This is a genomic window from Pseudomonas sivasensis, assembly GCF_052938085.1.
Window position 1 is genome coordinate 5,428,409 of record NZ_CP176442.1, and the last position, 19,816, is coordinate 5,448,224.

11 protein-coding genes, 2 tRNA genes and 3 rRNA genes are annotated in these 19,816 nt (G+C 56.8%); 4 read left to right on the plus strand and 12 right to left on the minus strand.

What is annotated here, in order from left to right; translation table 11 throughout:
• Positions 1 to 33: 33 nt before the first annotated feature.
• Both rimI and ACKZ62_RS25165 read right to left on the minus strand, forming a co-directional pair.
• Entirely contained in the window at positions 34 to 486 is a 453-nt protein-coding gene (gene rimI, locus ACKZ62_RS25160) for a ribosomal protein S18-alanine N-acetyltransferase (RefSeq protein ID WP_032886035.1), read from the minus strand.
• Positions 479 to 1,222 carry a hypothetical protein gene (locus ACKZ62_RS25165; protein WP_050442822.1) on the minus strand — a complete coding sequence of 248 codons (744 nt, stop codon included), beginning with the start codon at positions 1,220 to 1,222 and terminating at the stop codon, positions 479 to 481. Before ACKZ62_RS25165 ends, rimI begins: the two co-directional genes overlap by 8 nt.
• Before the next feature lie 187 nt (positions 1,223 to 1,409).
• On the opposite strand from ACKZ62_RS25165, the gene mksB reads away from it, so the two are divergent.
• From mksB to mksF, 3 genes are read left to right on the plus strand one after another with little or no spacing between them, the layout of a single operon-like run.
• Complete coding sequence (gene mksB / locus ACKZ62_RS25170; protein ID WP_032886033.1) at positions 1,410 to 2,687, plus strand: Mks condensin complex protein MksB; 1,278 nt, start codon at positions 1,410 to 1,412, stop codon at positions 2,685 to 2,687.
• Positions 2,677 to 3,384, plus strand: a complete 708-nt coding sequence (gene mksE / locus ACKZ62_RS25175; RefSeq protein ID WP_032886032.1) for an Mks condensin complex protein MksE — start codon at positions 2,677 to 2,679, stop codon at positions 3,382 to 3,384. The genes mksB and mksE overlap by 11 nt, the downstream gene beginning before the upstream one ends.
• A complete protein-coding gene (mksF, locus tag ACKZ62_RS25180; RefSeq protein ID WP_032886031.1) occupies positions 3,381 to 6,221 on the plus strand; it encodes an Mks condensin complex protein MksF in 2,841 nt (946 codons plus the stop codon). The genes mksE and mksF overlap by 4 nt, the downstream gene beginning before the upstream one ends.
• Before the next feature lie 94 nt (positions 6,222 to 6,315).
• On the opposite strand, the gene ACKZ62_RS25185 is transcribed toward mksF, so the two are convergent.
• The 10 genes from ACKZ62_RS25185 to ACKZ62_RS25230 all read right to left on the minus strand — a co-directional run bounded on the left by ACKZ62_RS25185 (position 6,316) and on the right by ACKZ62_RS25230 (position 18,714).
• Positions 6,316 to 8,619 (minus strand): PqiB family protein, encoded by a 2,304-nt coding sequence (locus tag ACKZ62_RS25185; RefSeq protein ID WP_095183739.1) that lies wholly within the window; start codon positions 8,617 to 8,619, stop codon positions 6,316 to 6,318.
• Positions 8,612 to 9,235, minus strand: coding sequence for a paraquat-inducible protein A (locus ACKZ62_RS25190; RefSeq protein ID WP_032886029.1), 624 nt, complete (start codon positions 9,233 to 9,235; stop codon positions 8,612 to 8,614). The genes ACKZ62_RS25185 and ACKZ62_RS25190 overlap by 8 nt, the downstream gene beginning before the upstream one ends.
• Complete coding sequence (locus tag ACKZ62_RS25195; RefSeq protein WP_032886028.1) at positions 9,222 to 9,881, minus strand: paraquat-inducible protein A; 660 nt, start codon at positions 9,879 to 9,881, stop codon at positions 9,222 to 9,224. The genes ACKZ62_RS25190 and ACKZ62_RS25195 overlap by 14 nt, the downstream gene beginning before the upstream one ends.
• 151 nt (positions 9,882 to 10,032) lie before the next feature.
• Positions 10,033 to 10,148: ribosomal RNA gene (rrf, locus tag ACKZ62_RS25200) — 5S ribosomal RNA — on the minus strand.
• Between the two features lie 169 nt (positions 10,149 to 10,317).
• Positions 10,318 to 13,209: ribosomal RNA gene (locus ACKZ62_RS25205) — 23S ribosomal RNA — on the minus strand.
• A gap of 247 nt (positions 13,210 to 13,456) precedes the next feature.
• Positions 13,457 to 13,532 (minus strand) — tRNA-Ala (locus ACKZ62_RS25210).
• Between the two features lie 30 nt (positions 13,533 to 13,562).
• A tRNA-Ile gene (locus ACKZ62_RS25215) sits at positions 13,563 to 13,639 on the minus strand.
• 83 nt (positions 13,640 to 13,722) lie between these two features.
• Positions 13,723 to 15,259, minus strand: a 16S ribosomal RNA gene (locus ACKZ62_RS25220).
• The 16S, 23S and 5S rRNA genes sit together here with 2 tRNA genes alongside, the layout of an rRNA operon.
• A 572-nt stretch (positions 15,260 to 15,831) precedes the next feature.
• Positions 15,832 to 17,325, minus strand: coding sequence for a CoA-acylating methylmalonate-semialdehyde dehydrogenase (locus ACKZ62_RS25225; protein ID WP_032887095.1), 1,494 nt, complete (start codon positions 17,323 to 17,325; stop codon positions 15,832 to 15,834).
• A gap of 39 nt (positions 17,326 to 17,364) precedes the next feature.
• On the minus strand, positions 17,365 to 18,714 hold the full coding sequence (locus ACKZ62_RS25230; RefSeq protein WP_032887096.1) for an omega-aminotransferase AptA: 1,350 nt from the start codon (positions 18,712 to 18,714) through the stop codon (positions 17,365 to 17,367).
• Positions 18,715 to 18,839: 125 nt separating this feature from the next.
• On the opposite strand from ACKZ62_RS25230, the gene ACKZ62_RS25235 reads away from it, so the two are divergent.
• Positions 18,840 to 19,760 (plus strand): LysR family transcriptional regulator, encoded by a 921-nt coding sequence (locus ACKZ62_RS25235; protein ID WP_032887097.1) that lies wholly within the window; start codon positions 18,840 to 18,842, stop codon positions 19,758 to 19,760.
• Positions 19,761 to 19,816: the final 56 nt, after the last annotated feature.

Here is a 19,816-nt window from a genome sequence, read left to right on the forward strand (position 1 = left end):
TCGACCGGCCCCCTCCCACATTGGATCGCGTGTTTAATCGACCAAGGTGCAGGCCATGACGACCGCATCTTCGCGCCCACCGACAGCCGGGTAGTAGTCCCGGCGACGCCCAATCTCGTTGAACCCATAACGCTCATACAGACGGAACGCGCCGGTATTGCTGTCGCGCACTTCCAGGAAGCATTCGCGTGCCTTGGCAGCATAAGCGCGGGACATCAGGTGCTCCAGCAACGCCAACCCCAGGCCACGGCCCTGGTTTTCCGGCTTGACAGTGATGTTCAGCAAATGCGCCTCATCAAGGATGATCTGCACTACGCCGTGGCCCACTTGCTGCTCGCCTTCGAACATCAGCCAGATCTGGTACTTGCCCAGCCCATCGAGAAAGATCCCGCGAGTCCAGGGGTGGCTGAACGCCGCGTATTCGATTTTCAGCACGGCATCGAGGTCAGCCTCGGTCATCGGGCGGAAGGATAAAGCCTCACTCATCGGTTGTTTTCCAGCGCGCCATCAGCCGGCGCATGGCTTGCCAGACATCAGCCTTACGCTGTGGCTCTTCCATTAATAATTCCAGGCCCGGCAGGGCCCATACAGAACCCAGGCCCTCGACCTGCAGTTCGCGGTACCAGGACTCGGCATTCGCCTCGCCGGCAAACCGCACGGCGGGGAGGCCGATCAGCCACAGGCAGACACAGGGTTCGTCTTCCAGGCGCGCCGAGACAAAGCCTTGCACAAAGTCCCGCGCCGCTTCAGGGCCTTGGTCCATGGTGCCGCGCACCAACAGCGGCCAGCGTACCGGGTCCCCGACGATTTGCGGGCTGTCAGGCAGACCCGCAGCGCGCAGCATGTCTTTGAGCAGCATGTAGGCGGGGTCGCGCGTCTGGAAGCGTTCACCGGTGGGCAATTCCACCAACAGCAGACAGCGCCCGGCCCGCAGCAATTGCAGGGCAAAGCGCGGCGGCGGCACTACCGGGGCCTTGACCACCGGGGCTTCTGCTTCGGCGACCACGGGCTTGGCCACCGGCGACGGACGTGGCACTTCGATCTTGGTGCGTTCGACCGCCGGGCGCGCCTGCGGCTCTGGCTTGACGACTGCCACCGGTGCAGCGGCCTCCTCGCCAGAGGTCTCGAACGCGTCATAAGGCTCAAGCGCCTGCAGCAACTCGGGCCGCGACGGCGCGGCAAACGGCAGTTCGGTGCGGGGCAGCCAGTTGACCACCTGCATGGCGGTCAAGTAAGCGCGACGTCGGGACTCGATAAGCACAGCTCGGCCACTTGTGGATAAGTAAAGAGCGGGGATTCTACCGCTGTTCGGTAACAATCGCCCACTGCGCACTGACCGGCTGTGGATAAATCCCACGCCTGATGCAGTACAATCGCGACTTTTAATCGCCAACCAGCCGGCCATTCCCATGATCGAACCCAAGCGCGTCCTGCGCGCCCTCGCCGAACACTGGGCCTTACTTGAGCCACTGTGCGAACACTTCGACCAAGGCACCCTGAGCCTGAGCGAGCTGCGCGCACAACTGGCCGCCCAACAACTGGACAGCACGCCCCAGGACATCACTAGCCTGCTGGACGTGTGGATTCGCTTGGATATCCTGGTGCCTGTCGCCAAGAGCCCGAACCGTTTCGAGCTCAACGCGCAGATCCACGACTTCCTGGCGTATCTTCGCAAGGAGCACCGGCTTGGCCTGTGCCTGGAAATCGAAGCTTACCTGCGCCATCTTGAGCGCCTGGCCGGTTATATCCAGGACGCCTTCGACATCCGCGATGGTCACGACCTGGCCCGCCAACTGCGCTTGCTGGATATGCGCGTGCGGGATGTGCTGAAAAAACTCGCCAACGACGAACAAGCCCTCGCGGCCGTGGCCGACCGTGCCAAGACCAGCGACCGGCAGATCCCGTTGCGCCAGCGTTACGCCGAAGTCCTGGCGACCTGGGACGAATACGTCGAACCGATGATCCAGTTGGTGAATGCCGACGGCGCCTTCGAGCAAGGCGTGCGCAAGGTCGAGAATGTGCTGCTGCGCATGCTCACCGAGCAGCAGCGCCTTGGCCACCTGGTGGACGACGACATGCTGCTGCGCACCCACGCGCGCATCCTCGAAATGCAGACCAGTGCCCAACTGACCTTGCGTCATGCGCGGGAGCTGCTGTTGCCGCTACGAGAGGAAGCACGCCGGCACAACGCCGTGACCCGTGGCGCCGCGCTGGCATTATCGGCCATCCGCCGTAAAGGCCTGGACGCTGTGCCGCAGGCGGCGATGCCCATGTTCACCCGGCCGCAAAGCACCTTCCTGGGCAGTGCCAGCCAGGTCGAGGCCTATGTGTACGCCCTGGCGAATTTCGAGCCGAAACCGGCGCGATTCCCCAAGGCGCACAAATCCCACAAGGGCGAAGCCCAACGCGCGCCGCGTACGGTCAAGGAAATGCTGGAGCGTTGCGAAGATGCTCTGCCAATGCCGGACCTGATGAACTGGCTGCTGGAGCAGGAACCGGACGGCGCAACCGACGAATTGCTGTACTGGTTCTCGCGGCTCTCGCGGGAAAAACGCTTCAAGCGCGAACGCCTGGAACGCCGCGATTACCACACACACGAGCACCAGGTCAGCCTGCGCTCCTTCGCCCTGCTCCCGGCCAGCACCGACTCCGCCGAGAATTCTGCGAGCACCCCTTATGCATCTTGATCTATCCGAACTGTCCCAGCTGGCGCCGATCTTTCGCGAGCTGTTCAAGGGTTACCACGTCAGCCGCCGCGACCCGGAGCTGTACGCGCAACTGTCAAACTTCCAGGACCAGTACCGCACGCTGTTCCGGGCGCTGGGTTTTGAGCTGGTCTGCGATACACGAGGCTTCTACTACTTCGTGCCGGACTCCGCGATCGCCAGCGCGCAAGTCAACAAGACAGCGCAGCGCCTGGCGCTGTTCACCTTCATCATCGTCGAGCACTTGGCCGACCAGGGCCGCGATCCGATCGCCGTGCTCGACGGCGGCAGCCTTGGACGGGATGAGCTGCCGTCGCTGCTGGAAAAATACCGCGATCTGTTTATCCAGGCCGAAGTGCAGACCCAGGAAGAACTCGAAGAAAAAATCATGCGCCGCATGACGCAGTTGGGTTTTGCCAGCGAAGACAACGGCATCTATCGCTTCCTGCCGCCGATGCACCGCTTCCTCGACGTGTGCCTGTCGGTGCAACAAGACCGTGACCTCGCCGCCAGCGTGCACAGCGTATTGCCATTGCCAGCGCCAGTGATCATCGACGAAGACAGCGATGAAAAACTGCTGAAAACCGATGATCCGCTGGACCTAAGCGACTTCGCAGAAGAAAGCGAAGAAGACGCACTGGCGCGTGCCATTGCCGAAGAACAGGAGACCGACGCATGAGCAAGGAACGCTACGGCATCCGCCGCTTCGCCCTATTGAACACCGCCGGTTACAGCCTCGGTTTGTTCCCGCTGGAAGAGCCGCTATCGGTGTATGGCGCGAACAACCTGGGTAAATCCGCATCGATCAACGCCTTGCAGTTCCCGATCCTGGCGCGCATGTCGGACATGAGTTTCGGCAAGTACACGTTGGAGCAATCGCGCCGTTTCTACTTTGCAACCGACACCAGCTACATCCTGGTGGAAGTGTCCCTGCCCCACGGTCCGCACGTGATCGGTGTGGTAGGACGCGGCCCGGGTGGCGGTTTCGGTCACCAGTTCTTCGCTTACGCGGGCAAGCTGGACCTGGCTCACTACCAAAAGAACGACACGTGCCTGCGTCAGAAAGAACTGTTTACCAACCTTGAGCGCGAGGGTCTGAAAGCCTACGAACTCAAGCCGGATGAACTGCGCCGTTTGCTGGTGGGCGGCCACACGTCGATCCCCCTGGACCTGACGCTGATCCCGCTGCGTTCCACCAGCGAACAGAGTCTGAAGACCTTCCGCGCGCTGTTTATCAACTTGCTGCATATGCGCGAAATCACGGCGGCCAAGCTCAAGCAATTGTTCCTCGATGCCTTCGAACACAGCCTGCGTTCCGGCAGTGTGGACTACATCGCCGCGTGCGAAGAAGCCTTCCGCGATGTGCGACGTATGGAACAGGATTACAACTCCCTGGTCGCAGCCGGCCCATTGGTCGAGGCACTGGCCAATGGCGTTCGGCAGCGCGACACATTGCGCGGCAAACTGCATCGCCTGTCGCCCTTGCTCGATTCGTTGCTGGGCACCTGGTCGGACTACGCCAGTGCACGTAAGGAAGAGCTGACGATCCAGGCCGAACACTATCGCAACGAGCAGGACGCGCTGCAGAACGACCAGCGTGGCGGCACCCAAGAGCTGATGCGCCTGGAGCGTGAGATCAGCGGCATCCAGCGTTGGTTGGGCGAGCTGTCGGTGCTCAAGCATCGCTTTGCCCTGGTGGATGACGTGAAGGTCCTGGAGCAACAACTGCTGGCGGCCAAGGATGCTCACGATGAACTGGCCGGCGCTTTGGCGCAGTCACGCCAGTTCAGCGCCGAGGATTTGGACGAGCGTCTGCGGGATCTGGAAAAGCGTTTGAAGTCGGTCAAGCAGCAGCTTGATCACGCAGACAACAACAGCTACGCCAAGCTGCGGGAAGAATTCTCACAGCAGGATGTCGAGCGTCTGATGCGTCTGTTCAACAGTTCGTTGTTCAGCCTCCCGTTGGGTGAACACGGCATCACGCTGGATGAGGACGGCCAGTGGGTCAAATCCCTGGAGCAGATCCTCGATGGCTTCAAGGGCGAGCGTTTCGAAGTGCCGGGGCTGTCCATCGACATCTCGCACATCGAACCACCGGCGTTGCAGGCCCTGGCAGATCGCGCCGCATTGCGCGACCAGAAAGAGCGCCTGGAAAAAGAACTCAAGCAGCTCAAGACGCAGCAGGCTGTAACTTCCGACCGCGCGGCGAGCAAGACCCAAACCGAGGCGCTGTACCAGCAAGTGCTGGACGCGCAAAAGGCCTTGGAAGATTTCCGCCGTGCGCAAACCCTGAGCGCCGAAGAAGGCGAGAAGCTGGAAAACCTGGCGCAGATGGAAGCCGCTCAGGACGAATTGAAGCGGTCCAGTGATGCATTTACCGAGCGCGTTCAGCAACTGTCGGCCAAGCTCCAACTGGTCGGTCGGCAGATCGGTGATATGGAAGCCAAACAGCGTACGCTTGATGACGCCTTACGCCGTCGTCAGTTGCTGCCCGCGGACTTGCCGTTCGGTACGCCGTTCATGGACCCGGTCGACGACTCCATGGACAACCTGTTGCCATTGCTCAACGACTATCAGGACAGCTGGCAAGGTCTGCTGCGCGCTGATGGCCAAATCGAGGCGCTGTATGCGCAGGTGCGCCTCAAGGGCGTCGCCAAGTTCGACAGCGAGGATGATGTCGAGCGTCGCCTGCAACTGTTGATCAATGCCTATGCGCACCGCACCGATGAGGCGCTGACCCTCGGCAAGGCACGCCGTGCGGCGGTCACTGATATCGCGCGGACCTTGCGTAACATCCGTAGCGACTACGACAGCCTTGAGCACCAACTGGCGCTGTTCAACCGCGAGATCAACAAGCGCCAGGTGTCCAACCTGCAAAGCTTCCGTATCGTGCTGGCGCCGAATAAGGAAGCCCTCAAGCATATCGACCAGATCATCCACAGCGCGGGTCAGTACGAGGAAGGTGAAACCTTGTCGGTCTTCGACCTCAGCCAGAGCGCCGAGCAAGACAACAAGAACGAAGAGGCTAAGGAATACCTCGCACGCCTGGTGGCGGCTAACCATAACCAACTGGGCCTCAAGGATCTGTTCGAGCTGGCTTTCGAGATCACCAAGGTGCATGGCCAGCCGGTGATTCACACCGACATCGACGGTGCAGCATCCAACGGCACCACCATGACCATCAAGGCGCTGACCAACATGTATTTGTTGCTGCACTTGATGGACCGCGACCAGGCCGGGCGTGTGCGCTTGCCGTATTACCTTGATGAAGCAGCGGACATCGATGAAAAGAACCAGGCCGCATTGCTGGAAACCAGCTTGCAGCTGGGCTTCGTGCCGATCCTGGCCAGTGTGAAGCCGCAGGTGTCTGCCCAGGTGGCAATCGACCTGGAAGGCGGCAGCGGGCCGAACGGGATCTACATCGATGAGGCGGACTGGAAGTACATCCGTCGCCATGACGCAGTGAAGGCGACGGTGAATGCACAGGCGGATGAGCCGGAGTTGGATGAGGTCTGACGTGTTGCGCTGAAATGCAAAAAGGCCGCGATCTTATGGATCGCGGCCTTTTTTAGTGCAGGTTTTTGCAGTGCTTTTGAGGGCGCTATCGGACCTACTTGCCGAGCGGAATTTTAGGCGCCCAGGTCAGCCATTCATCCTCAACCTTGTCGAACAGCGGAAAGGTTTGCTGCGGCCGTGCAGCGTTGCCCATGCGCTCGCCGTCTGGCGTGGCGAAGGCGATACCGCCGGAAACCAGCGTCTCAAGGGATTCGGTGCGCACGGTGGCGCCTTTGAACAGGCCGAAGTCGAGACCGAAGCCACTGGTATTCCAGAAACGACTGCCACCGCGCACCAGCGATGCGTACTTGGGCTCGATCAGGATATGGATCAGCACACGGTCAGCGGTTTGGCCCAATTCGTAGCCAGTGACTTTGCCCACGGTAACTTCGCGGTAGGTAACGGGGACACCTTCCTTCAACGAGCCACGACGTGCGGCGCTGAGCGTGAGGCTCAAACCGTCTTCTCGTCGGACAGCTTCAGGCGGCTGGTCCAAGGCGACAAAGCTCTTTTGCGGACCGGAGCTTTTTACCGCTGGTTGCACTTCGATGTATTGGCCAGTGACCAGGGTTTCCAGGTTGGAGGTTTTCATCAGGCCCAGTTCCGGCTTGACCACCCAGAACTGGCTACCTGCACGCGCGATGCGGTCTGCCACCTGAGTGATGCGGGCGCTGAGGAGCACCGACTGCATATCGGCACTCAGGTCGACACTCTCGATCTTGCCGACATCAAGGCCTTTGAAACGTACGGCAGTGCCTGGACGCAGGCCGTCGGCGCGGTCGACCTTGATGGTCACCAGCGTGCCATGCTGATTGGCGGCTTCACGGTCAGCGAACAAACGGAAACGCGGAATACGTTTTTTCAGCGGCACGTTTGGCTGGGGGGTTTCGAAGGCGATGCCACCGGCCATCAGGCTGGCCAGAGATTCACTCTTGACCTGGATGCCGCCGGTGAGGCCGCCGGTCAGGGTGACACCGCTGGCATTCCAAAAGCGCGTGGAGCCATTGACCAGGTTTTCGTATTCCTTCTCGATGTGAACGCCAATCACCAGTTGCTTGTTCTTGCGCGAGAACTGGTAGCTCTGCACCGAACCGACCTTGACCTGCTTGTAGAGGATCGGGCTGCCAACATCCAGGGAGCCGAGGTTATCGGTGAACAGCACCATGTGCAGGCCCGGTGAACGCAGGTCCAGTGGTGGCGCTTTGGCGCGGGCAACATATTCGCGCTGCGGGGCGCTGCCCTTATCGCCAGGGCGGATGGCGATGTAGTTACCTTTTACCAACGCTTCCAGACCGGTGATGCCTGCCAGGGAGATGGACGGTTTCACAACCCAGAATTGGGTGTCCTGCACCAGGTAATCTTCGGCCAACGGATCGAGAGTCAACTCGGCGTTGGCGCTGGACAGGTCCGGGTCGATCTTCAGGGTTTTCAGACTACCCACCTGGATGCCTTTGTACATCACCGGCGTACGCCCAGCCTGCAGGCCTTCGAAGTCGGTGAGCTTGACCTTCACCCTGATACCAGCAGCGGCGGCGTCGAAGTCTTCATACAGACGGAAAGGCAGGCTTGGGTCGGTCGGGGGGCTGTCTTTGCGGTTTTCCGGCGTTGCGAAGGCGATACCGCCTGCGACGATGCTGGAAAGAGACTCGCTGCGCACTTTTACACCGGAAAGGTTAGCGTCGATGCTGATGCCGCTGGCGTTCCAGAAACGCGTGTGTTTGCGCACCAGGTTGGCGTAAGTCGGCTCGATGTAGACCTTGATTTCAACGGTACTTTGATCTTCGGACAACAGGTAGCTTTTGACCTGGCCGACTTGGATTTGCTTGTAGAAGACTGGGCTGCCACGGTTCAGCGAGCCGAGACGATCAGCCTTGATGGTCAAGTGCAGACCGGGCTTGGCGTCGGATAACGGGGGCTCTTCAGAGAGCGCTTTGAATTTACGTGTGGGCTCACCATCGCCAGGGCTGGCGGCGATGTAGTTACCCGAGACCAGGGTTTCCAAGCCGGTGATGCCGGCGAGGCTGACGCTGGGTTTGACCAGCCAGAAGCGCGTGTTGGTCTTGAGGTATTGATCGACGTCCTTATTCATCTCGATGGTGGCGATCACCCCGCGATTGTTGCCCTCGTCATCCAAAGCCAAGGCTTTGACCTTGCCCACGGGCATGCCCTTGTAGACCACTTCAGTCTTGTTGACCTGAATGCCTTCGCCACTTTCGAAGCGCACTTGGATCTCGATGCCCTGCTGGGAATAGGCACGCCATCCCAGCCAGCCGCCGATGATCAGAGCAATCAGGGGCAACACCCAAATGGCCGACCAGTTGGAGGCTGGGCGGGTTTTAGCTTTAGGCAATTCACTCATGGTCGTCGTCCGACTCCGTGTTATCCCAAATCAGTCGGGGATCAAAAGTTACAGCGGCAAGCATCGTCAAGATCACCACACTGGCGAACGCCGCTGCGCCGAGGTTGGCCTCGACGCTGGCAAGCCGTCCAAAGTTTACGACCGCCACCAGGATGGCGATCACGAAGATATCCAACATGGACCAGCGCCCAATGAATTCGATAAAGCGGTACATCACAATGCGTTGTTGTGCAGAGAGCGGCTGGTGACGCTGCACCGAGAACAGTAGCAGGCCAATGCCAACTAGCTTGAATGTCGGCACCAGAATACTGGCGATAAATACCACGGCGGCGATGGGAAACATACCGTGCTGCACCAGTTGGATCACGCCAGCCATAATGGTGCTGGGGTCTCCCTGGCCCAATGAGTTGATGGTCATGATTGGCAGCAGGTTGGCGGGGATATATAGAATCGCGGCAGTGATCAGCAATGCCCAGGTGCGTGTGAGGCTGTTGGGACGGCGAGCATGGATCAGCGCACCGCAACGCGTGCAAATTTGCTCATCGGTATCTGCTTGCTGCTTGTTTAACTCGTGGCATTCGGTACAGATCAGAATGCCCGCATCAATCGCCCGCATGATCATCTTCCCCTGACAGTGCTTGCCAGATCTGATGCGGCGACATCACCACCTCAAGCAGAACCTGAACCATTAATAGACTGACGAAGCAGACCAAACCCAGGCCAATCGTGATGGAGGCCATGTCGGCAAGTTTTACGATAGCTACCAGTACGCCCATCAGGTAGACCTCCAACATTCCCCAATCTTTCATGTGGTGGTAGATGCGGTACAGCAGCAGGCCGTAACTACGCCCGATTTTCCAACGAATACTGAGCAGCACCGCCAATTGGCAAAGCAACTTGAGCAAGGGAATGCCCATGCTGCATAGAAACACTACAGCTGCGACGCCCTGCATGCCGGTGTCGAACAAGCCAACTACGCCACTCCAGACGGTATCCTCTGAGGACTGCCCGAGTAGATTGAGCTTCATGATGGGAAGAAAGTTCGCGGGGATGTACAGCAACAGCGCCGCGAGAACCAGCGCGAGGCTACGTTCGACGACATTGTGGCGATGAGCGTACAGCTCGTAGCCGCAGCGCGGACATTGCGCTTTTTCGCCGAGGGCGAGCACGGGTTTGCGCATCAGCAAGTCACACTCATGGCATGCCACTAGATCGTCCAGTGGTAAATCCGACACCTCAAGGGCATCAACCGGATCGGGCATAGTAGGGCTCTGGCTCTAAAAAAGGTTAGGTGCCTATTCTAGTGGTCTGGTTCAGAAATAACTGTGCAAATTTGTCGTGGACCTCTTCGCACTTTCCGCCCGCCCAAAACAAAACCCCATCTGCTTTCGCAAATGGGGTTTCGGAATTTAATCTTGACGATGACCTACTCTCACATGGGGAAACCCCACACTACCATCGGCGATGCATCGTTTCACTACTGAGTTCGGGATGGGATCAGGTGGTTCCAATGCTCTATGGTCGTCAAGAAATTCGGGTACTGAGTCGTGACCAGCTGGCCTCGCTTCAGCAAATTGGGTATGTGATAGCTTTCGGTGTTTGCAAGAGTCGAACTTTCGGTTCATTTCGTCTTCACACACCGCAATCTGGTGCTCTTTCGCTTTTCAGCTCGAAGCAAGCAAATTGCTTGGGTGTTATATGGTCAAGCCTCACGGGCAATTAGTATTGGTTAGCTCAACGCCTCACAGCGCTTACACACCCAACCTATCAACGTCGTAGTCTTCGACGGCCCTTTAGGGAACTCAAGGTTCCAGTGAGATCTCATCTTGAGGCTAGTTTCCCGCTTAGATGCTTTCAGCGGTTATCTATTCCGAACATAGCTACCCGGCAATGCCACTGGCGTGACAACCGGAACACCAGAGGTTCGTCCACTCCGGTCCTCTCGTACTAGGAGCAGCCCCTCTCAAATCTCAAACGTCCACGGCAGATAGGGACCGAACTGTCTCACGACGTTCTAAACCCAGCTCGCGTACCACTTTAAATGGCGAACAGCCATACCCTTGGGACCGGCTTCAGCCCCAGGATGTGATGAGCCGACATCGAGGTGCCAAACACCGCCGTCGATATGAACTCTTGGGCGGTATCAGCCTGTTATCCCCGGAGTACCTTTTATCCGTTGAGCGATGGCCCTTCCATACAGAACCACCGGATCACTAAGACCTACTTTCGTACCTGCTCGACGTGTCTGTCTCGCAGTCAAGCGCGCTTTTGCCTTTATACTCTACGACCGATTTCCGACCGGTCTGAGCGCACCTTCGTACTCCTCCGTTACTCTTTAGGAGGAGACCGCCCCAGTCAAACTACCCACCATACACTGTCCTCGATCCGGATAACGGACCTGAGTTAGAACCTCAAAGTTGCCAGGGTGGTATTTCAAGGTTGGCTCCACGCAGACTGGCGTCCACGCTTCAAAGCCTCCCACCTATCCTACACAAGCAAATTCAAAGTCCAGTGCAAAGCTATAGTAAAGGTTCACGGGGTCTTTCCGTCTAGCCGCGGATACACTGCATCTTCACAGCGATTTCAATTTCACTGAGTCTCGGGTGGAGACAGCGCCGCCATCGTTACGCCATTCGTGCAGGTCGGAACTTACCCGACAAGGAATTTCGCTACCTTAGGACCGTTATAGTTACGGCCGCCGTTTACCGGGGCTTCGATCAAGAGCTTCGCGTTAGCTAACCCCATCAATTAACCTTCCGGCACCGGGCAGGCGTCACACCCTATACGTCCACTTTCGTGTTTGCAGAGTGCTGTGTTTTTAATAAACAGTCGCAGCGGCCTGGTATCTTCGACCGGCATGAGCTTACGGAGCAAGTCCTTCACCCTCACCGGCGCACCTTCTCCCGAAGTTACGGTGCCATTTTGCCTAGTTCCTTCACCCGAGTTCTCTCAAGCGCCTTGGTATTCTCTACCCAACCACCTGTGTCGGTTTGGGGTACGGTTCCTGGTTACCTGAAGCTTAGAAGCTTTTCTTGGAAGCATGGCATCAACCACTTCGTTAACTAAAAGTTAACTCGTCATCAGCTCTCGGCCTTAAGATCCCGGATTTACCTAAGATCTCAGCCTACCACCTTAAACTTGGACAACCAACGCCAAGCTGGCCTAGCCTTCTCCGTCCCTCCATCGCAATAACCAGAAGTACAGGAATATTAACCTGTTTTCCATCGACTACGCTTTTCAGCCTCGCCTTAGGGACCGACTAACCCTGCGTCGATTAACGTTGCGCAGGAAACCTTGGTCTTTCGGCGTGGGTGTTTTTCACACCCATTGTCGTTACTCATGTCAGCATTCGCACTTCTGATACCTCCAGCAAGCTTCTCAACTCACCTTCACAGGCTTACAGAACGCTCCTCTACCGCATCACTTACGTGATACCCGTAGCTTCGGTGTATGGTTTGAGCCCCGTTACATCTTCCGCGCAGGCCGACTCGACTAGTGAGCTATTACGCTTTCTTTAAAGGGTGGCTGCTTCTAAGCCAACCTCCTAGCTGTCTAAGCCTTCCCACATCGTTTCCCACTTAACCATAACTTTGGGACCTTAGCTGACGGTCTGGGTTGTTTCCCTTTTCACGACGGACGTTAGCACCCGCCGTGTGTCTCCCATGCTCGGCACTTGTAGGTATTCGGAGTTTGCATCGGTTTGGTAAGTCGGGATGACCCCCTAGCCGAAACAGTGCTCTACCCCCTACAGTGATACATGAGGCGCTACCTAAATAGCTTTCGAGGAGAACCAGCTATCTCCGAGCTTGATTAGCCTTTCACTCCGATCCACAGGTCATCCGCTAACTTTTCAACGGTAGTCGGTTCGGTCCTCCAGTTAGTGTTACCCAACCTTCAACCTGCCCATGGATAGATCGCCCGGTTTCGGGTCTATTCCCAGCGACTAGACGCCCTATTAAGACTCGCTTTCGCTACGCCTCCCCTATTCGGTTAAGCTCGCCACTGAAAATAAGTCGCTGACCCATTATACAAAAGGTACGCAGTCACCCAACAAAGTGGGCTCCCACTGCTTGTACGCATACGGTTTCAGGATCTATTTCACTCCCCTCTCCGGGGTTCTTTTCGCCTTTCCCTCACGGTACTAGTTCACTATCGGTCAGTCAGTAGTATTTAGCCTTGGAGGATGGTCCCCCCATATTCAGACAAAGTTTCTCGTGCTCCGTCCTACTCGATTTCATGACTAAGAGATTTTCGCGTACAGGGCTATCACCCACTATGGCCGCACTTTCCAGAGCGTTCCGCTAATCTCAAAGCCACTTAAGGGCTAGTCCCCGTTCGCTCGCCACTACTAAGGGAATCTCGGTTGATTTCTTTTCCTCAGGGTACTTAGATGTTTCAGTTCCCCTGGTTCGCCTCTTACGCCTATGTATTCAGCGTAAGATAACCATCTTATGATGGCTGGGTTCCCCCATTCAGACATCTCCGGATCAAAGTCTGTTTGCCGACTCCCCGAAGCTTTTCGCAGGCTACCACGTCTTTCATCGCCTCTGACTGCCAAGGCATCCACCGTATGCGCTTCTTCACTTGACCATATAACCCCAAGCAATCTGGTTATACTGTGAAGACAACATTCGCCGAAAATTCGATTTGGCTCTTTCGAGCCACTCACAAATTTTACCTTAGCCTGATCCGTTACCAGTGAAAGTAACGTTCAGTCTATCTTTCTATCACATACCCAAATTTTTAAAGAACGATCTAATCAAAGACTAGAAATCAACATTCACCATCATAACAATGGAATGCTCATTTCTAAGCTTTCAACAAACAGAAGCAGTAGTGGTGGAGCCAAACGGGATCGAACCGTTGACCTCCTGCGTGCAAGGCAGGCGCTCTCCCAGCTGAGCTATGGCCCCGTATTTCTACAGGCGTTTCCCACACAAAATTGGTGGGTCTGGGCAGATTCGAACTGCCGACCTCACCCTTATCAGGGGTGCGCTCTAACCAACTGAGCTACAGACCCAATTTCGGGCTGCTTCTTTATCGTCTTCTTCAATGAATCAAGCAATTCGTGTGGGAACTTATGGAGCAGCTGATGTCGTCGATTAAGGAGGTGATCCAGCCGCAGGTTCCCCTACGGCTACCTTGTTACGACTTCACCCCAGTCATGAATCACACCGTGGTAACCGTCCTCCCGAAGGTTAGACTAGCTACTTCTGGTGCAACCCACTCCCATGGTGTGACGGGCGGTGTGTACAAGGCCCGGGAACGTATTCACCGCGACATTCTGATTCGCGATTACTAGCGATTCCGACTTCACGCAGTCGAGTTGCAGACTGCGATCCGGACTACGATCGGTTTTATGGGATTAGCTCCACCTCGCGGCTTGGCAACCCTCTGTACCGACCATTGTAGCACGTGTGTAGCCCAGGCCGTAAGGGCCATGATGACTTGACGTCATCCCCACCTTCCTCCGGTTTGTCACCGGCAGTCTCCTTAGAGTGCCCACCATTACGTGCTGGTAACTAAGGACAAGGGTTGCGCTCGTTACGGGACTTAACCCAACATCTCACGACACGAGCTGACGACAGCCATGCAGCACCTGTCTCAATGTTCCCGAAGGCACCAATCTATCTCTAGAAAGTTCATTGGATGTCAAGGCCTGGTAAGGTTCTTCGCGTTGCTTCGAATTAAACCACATGCTCCACCGCTTGTGCGGGCCCCCGTCAATTCATTTGAGTTTTAACCTTGCGGCCGTACTCCCCAGGCGGTCAACTTAATGCGTTAGCTGCGCCACTAAGAGCTCAAGGCTCCCAACGGCTAGTTGACATCGTTTACGGCGTGGACTACCAGGGTATCTAATCCTGTTTGCTCCCCACGCTTTCGCACCTCAGTGTCAGTATCAGTCCAGGTGGTCGCCTTCGCCACTGGTGTTCCTTCCTATATCTACGCATTTCACCGCTACACAGGAAATTCCACCACCCTCTACCATACTCTAGTCAGTCAGTTTTGAATGCAGTTCCCAGGTTGAGCCCGGGGATTTCACATCCAACTTAACAAACCACCTACGCGCGCTTTACGCCCAGTAATTCCGATTAACGCTTGCACCCTCTGTATTACCGCGGCTGCTGGCACAGAGTTAGCCGGTGCTTATTCTGTCGGTAACGTCAAAACAATCACGTATTAGGTAACTGCCCTTCCTCCCAACTTAAAGTGCTTTACAATCCGAAGACCTTCTTCACACACGCGGCATGGCTGGATCAGGCTTTCGCCCATTGTCCAATATTCCCCACTGCTGCCTCCCGTAGGAGTCTGGACCGTGTCTCAGTTCCAGTGTGACTGATCATCCTCTCAGACCAGTTACGGATCGTCGCCTTGGTGAGCCATTACCTCACCAACTAGCTAATCCGACCTAGGCTCATCTGATAGCGCAAGGCCCGAAGGTCCCCTGCTTTCTCCCGTAGGACGTATGCGGTATTAGCGTCCGTTTCCGAACGTTATCCCCCACTACCAGGCAGATTCCTAGGCATTACTCACCCGTCCGCCGCTCTCAAGAGAAGCAAGCTTCTCTCTACCGCTCGACTTGCATGTGTTAGGCCTGCCGCCAGCGTTCAATCTGAGCCATGATCAAACTCTTCAGTTCAAACATCTTTGGGTTTTTAAGAAACCCTAAACTTGGCTCAGCAATCGTTGGTTACATCTTTGATTTCTCGCGGAGTAACTTGTGATGCTGATAATCTTGTTGACTATCAGTCTGACTCCACAAGCACCCACACGAATTGCTTGATTCAGTTGTTAAAGAGCGGTTGGTTAAGATCTTTCGTCTCAACCGAGGCGCGCATTCTACAGCAGCCTCATTTGCTGTCAAGTGATTATTTTCAGAAGCTTTCGAAGATTTCTTCAACAACTTCAACCACTTGCGCTTCTGATCTCTCATCAGCGGGAGGCGAATTCTACAGCGTTACACGCTGCTGTCAACACCTCTTTTTCAACTTCCTTTTGGCTTCGATGAACTGAAGCAACCTACTGCCGAAAACTGCGTAACTCATTGTTTACCAAGGAGTTTTCCGTTTCGACTGCACCGGAAGTGGGGCGAATTATAGGCTCCTAGAATCTGTGGTCAACCTTCTTTTTCATATTTTTGCCATATAACTCAAAAAAGCCCTAGAAACGAAAAAGCCGGCCCAAAAGGGCCGGCTTTCTGCTCATAGAGCCTTACAGACTAGGGAAAGCAAACTGCGACGCCTCATGACTGGCCCGCTGAGGCCAACGCTGGGTAATCGCCTTGCGCCGGGTGTAAAAACGCACGCCATCCGGACCGTACGCATGTAAGTCACCAAACAGCGATCGTTTCCAGCCACCAAAGCTGTGATAAGCCACCGGAACTGGCAGTGGAACGTTCACCCCAACCATACCCACTTCAATCTCATCACAGAACAGACGGGCCGCCTCACCATCACGGGTGAAGATGCACGTACCGTTCCCATACTCATGGTCGTTGATCAATTGCATCGCCGCCTCCAGGCTGCTCACCCGGACCACGCACAACACCGGACCGAAGATCTCCTCCTTATAGATGCGCATCTCAGGCGTCACACGGTCAAACAGGCTGCCACCGAGGAAGAAGCCATCTTCATTCCCGGTAATACTTAGCCCACGGCCATCGACCACCAACTCTGCACCCGAAGCAACACCGTCTTCTATGTAGCCGCTGACCTTATCCCGCGCCTGACCGGTTACCAGCGGCCCCATATCCAGCCCACACGTCGTGCCCGCACCTATCTTCAGCGCCTTAATCTGCGGCACCAGCTTGGCGATCAACGCATCAGCTACTTGGTCACCTACGCAGACGGCCACAGAGATGGCCATGCAGCGCTCCCCGCAGGAGCCATACGCCGCGCCCATCAGCGCACTGACCGCATTATCCAAGTCCGCATCTGGCATCAGTACGGCGTGGTTCTTCGCCCCGCCCAGCGCCTGCACGCGCTTGCCGCGCTTGGTCGCTTCGGAATAGATGTACTCAGCAATCGGCGTCGACCCCACAAAACTCAGCGCTTTGACTTCCGGCGCCTCAATCAATGCGTCAACCGCGCCCTTATCACCGTGCACCACACTCAGCACGCCTTTAGGCAGACCGGCTTCCTGCAACAGTTGCGCAATCAGGAGCGTCGAACTCGGATCACGCTCCGAAGGCTTCAGGATGAAGCAGTTACCGCACACGATTGCCAGCGGATACATCCACAGCGGCACCATCGCCGGGAAGTTGAACGGCGTAATACCCGCTACCACGCCCAACGGCTGGAAGTCCGACCAAGCATCAATGTTCGGCCCAACGTTGCGGCTGTACTCGCCCTTCAGAATCTCCGGCGCCGAGCATGCGTACTCAACGTTCTCGATGCCACGCTTCAACTCACCCGCCGCGTCTTCCAGGGTCTTGCCATGCTCCTCGCTGATCAACTGCGAGATTCGCGCTTCATTCTGTTCCAGCAACTGCTTGAAACGAAACATCACCTGGGCACGCTTGGCCGGCGGGGTATTACGCCACGCCGGGAATGCTGCCTTGGCCGAGTCGATCGCTTGTTGAATGGTTTCACGGCTGGCCAGCGGTACTTGGTGAATCACCTGGCCGGTGGACGGGTTATACACGTCGGCACTGCGACCACTGTCGTTGACCAACTCACCGTTGATCAAATGCTGGATAAGGCTCATGCAGGGCTCCTGAAAAGTTGTTCTATATAGAAAGAGAAATCAGTCGATCTTGTTCAGCACTTCGCCGACCGCATCAAACAGGCGATCCAGATCCTGCGGCTTGCTGTTGAAGGTTGGCCCGAACTGCAGGGTGTCGCCGCCAAAGCGCACGTAGAAACCTGCCTTCCACAAAGCCATGCCTGCCTCGAATGGACGCACGATGGCATCACCGTCACGCGGGGCAATCTGGATCGCACCGGCCAAGCCGTAGTTGCGAATGTCGATCACGTTCTTGCTGCCCTTCAAGCCGTGCAGCGCATTCTCAAAGTGCGGAGCGACTTCGGCTACGCTCTGCACCAGGTTTTCCTTCTGCAACAGGTCGAGTGCCGCCAGGCCAGCCGCGCAAGCAACGGGGTGCGCCGAGTAGGTGTAGCCGTGTGGAAATTCCACCGCGTACTCAGGCGTCGCCTGGTTCATAAAGGTCTGATAGATCTCGCTGCTGGCAATCACCGCGCCCATGGGGATCGCGCCATTGGTGACTTGTTTGGCGATGCACATCAGATCCGGAGTCACGCCGAAGCTGTCGGCGCCGAACATCGAGCCGGTACGGCCAAAACCGGTAATCACTTCGTCAAACACCAGCAGGATGTTGTGCTGGTCACAAATCTCTCGCAGGCGCTTGAGATAACCCTGCGGCGGCACCAACACGCCAGCGGAACCAGCCATCGGTTCGACAAACACTGCCGCGATATTGGAAGCGTCATGCAGCTCGATCAGCTTGAGCAACTCATCGGCCAATGCGATGCCGCCCAGCTCAGGCATGCCGCGGGAGAAGGCATTGCTTGCCAGCAAGGTGTGCGGCAAATGGTCAACGTCCATCATCGCCTGGCCAAACATCTTACGGTTGCCGTTCACGCCGCCCAGGCTGGTGCCCGCGATGTTCACACCGTGATAGCCACGGGCGCGTCCGATCATCTTGGTCTTGGTGGCTTGGCCCTTCAGGCGCCAGTAGGCACGCACCATCTTCACCGCAGTATCGGCACACTCGGAGCCGGAGTCGGTGAAGAACACATGATTAAGGTTGCCTGGGGTCAGGTCGGTAATCTTTTCCGCCAGCTGGAAGGACAACGGATGACCGTACTGGAAGCCAGGGGAGTAATCCAACGTACCCAATTGCTTGGCCACCGCTTCCTGGATTTCCTTGCGTGTGTGCCCGGCGCCGCACGTCCACAGGCCAGACAACGAGTCGTACACCTTGCGGCCCTTGTCATCGGTCAACCAGCTACCTTCGGCGGCCACGATCAGGCGCGGGTCACGCTGGAAGTTGCGGTTGGCCGTGTAGGGCATCCAGTGCGCGTCCAACTTCAGTTGGCTGGCCAGGGACGATGGGGCGTTTTCAGGCATGTTCATCAGCAAAACCTCGCAGGGCAAAAGGCCGCGTCGGGATTGAAACGCGTTGTTGCAGCTAAATTGCCACGGCGATAAAGTCGGTGAAATTCAACTCTTCTAACCTTCAGTCAGGCCTTCACTAAACTATGAGCAGCCGTCGACCCGATCCTCTCGCCCAAGTGAGCGACTTTGATATTCGCCTGCTGCGCATCTTCCGGAGTGTGGTGGAATGCGGCGGCTTCTCGGCAGCGGAAACCGTGCTCGGCATCGGGCGCTCGGCCATCAGTCAGCAAATGAGCGACCTTGAACAGCGTCTCGGATTGCGCCTCTGCCAACGTGGCCGCGCAGGGTTCTCACTGACCGAAGAAGGCCGCGAGGTCTATCAGTCAGCCCTGCAACTATTAAGTGCACTGGAAAGTTTTCGCACCGAGGTCAACGGTCTGCACCAGCATTTGCGCGGCGAGTTGATCATTGGCCTCACCGACAACCTCGTCACCCTGCCCCACATGCGCATCACTCACGCCTTGGCCCAATTAAAGGAGCGCGGCCCAGACGTGCAGATCCAAATCCGCATGATCGCCCCCAATGAAGTCGAACAAGGCGTACTCGATGGTCGTTTGCATGTGGGCGTAGTGCCCCAGGCCAGCGCCCTTTCGGGATTGGAGTACCAACCGCTGTACAGCGAACGCTCGCTGCTCTATTGCGCAGTCGGCCATCCGTTGTTTTACGCCGAAGACAAGCAGTTGGGCGACGAGCGCATCGACAGCCAGGACGCCATCGCTCCAACATTCCGTTTGCCTGCCGAAATCCAGGCCCATTACCAAGCGCTCAACTGCACCGCCAGCGCCTCGGACCGCGAAGGCATGGCGTTCCTGATCCTGACCGGCCGCTACATCGGCTACCTGCCCGACCACTACGCCAGCCTCTGGGTACAACAAGGCCGACTGCGTGCGCTGAAATCGGCTACGCGTTTTTACGATTTAAGCCTCGCATCGGTCACACGCAAGGGCCGTCGCCCTCATTTGGTGCTTGAAAGCTTCCTCGACAGCCTGGCCACAACGCGCTAGCTCAGGCTTTACGCTAAAAGCTGAGCAACTGGACAGCTTTTTGCAAGAACAGATGG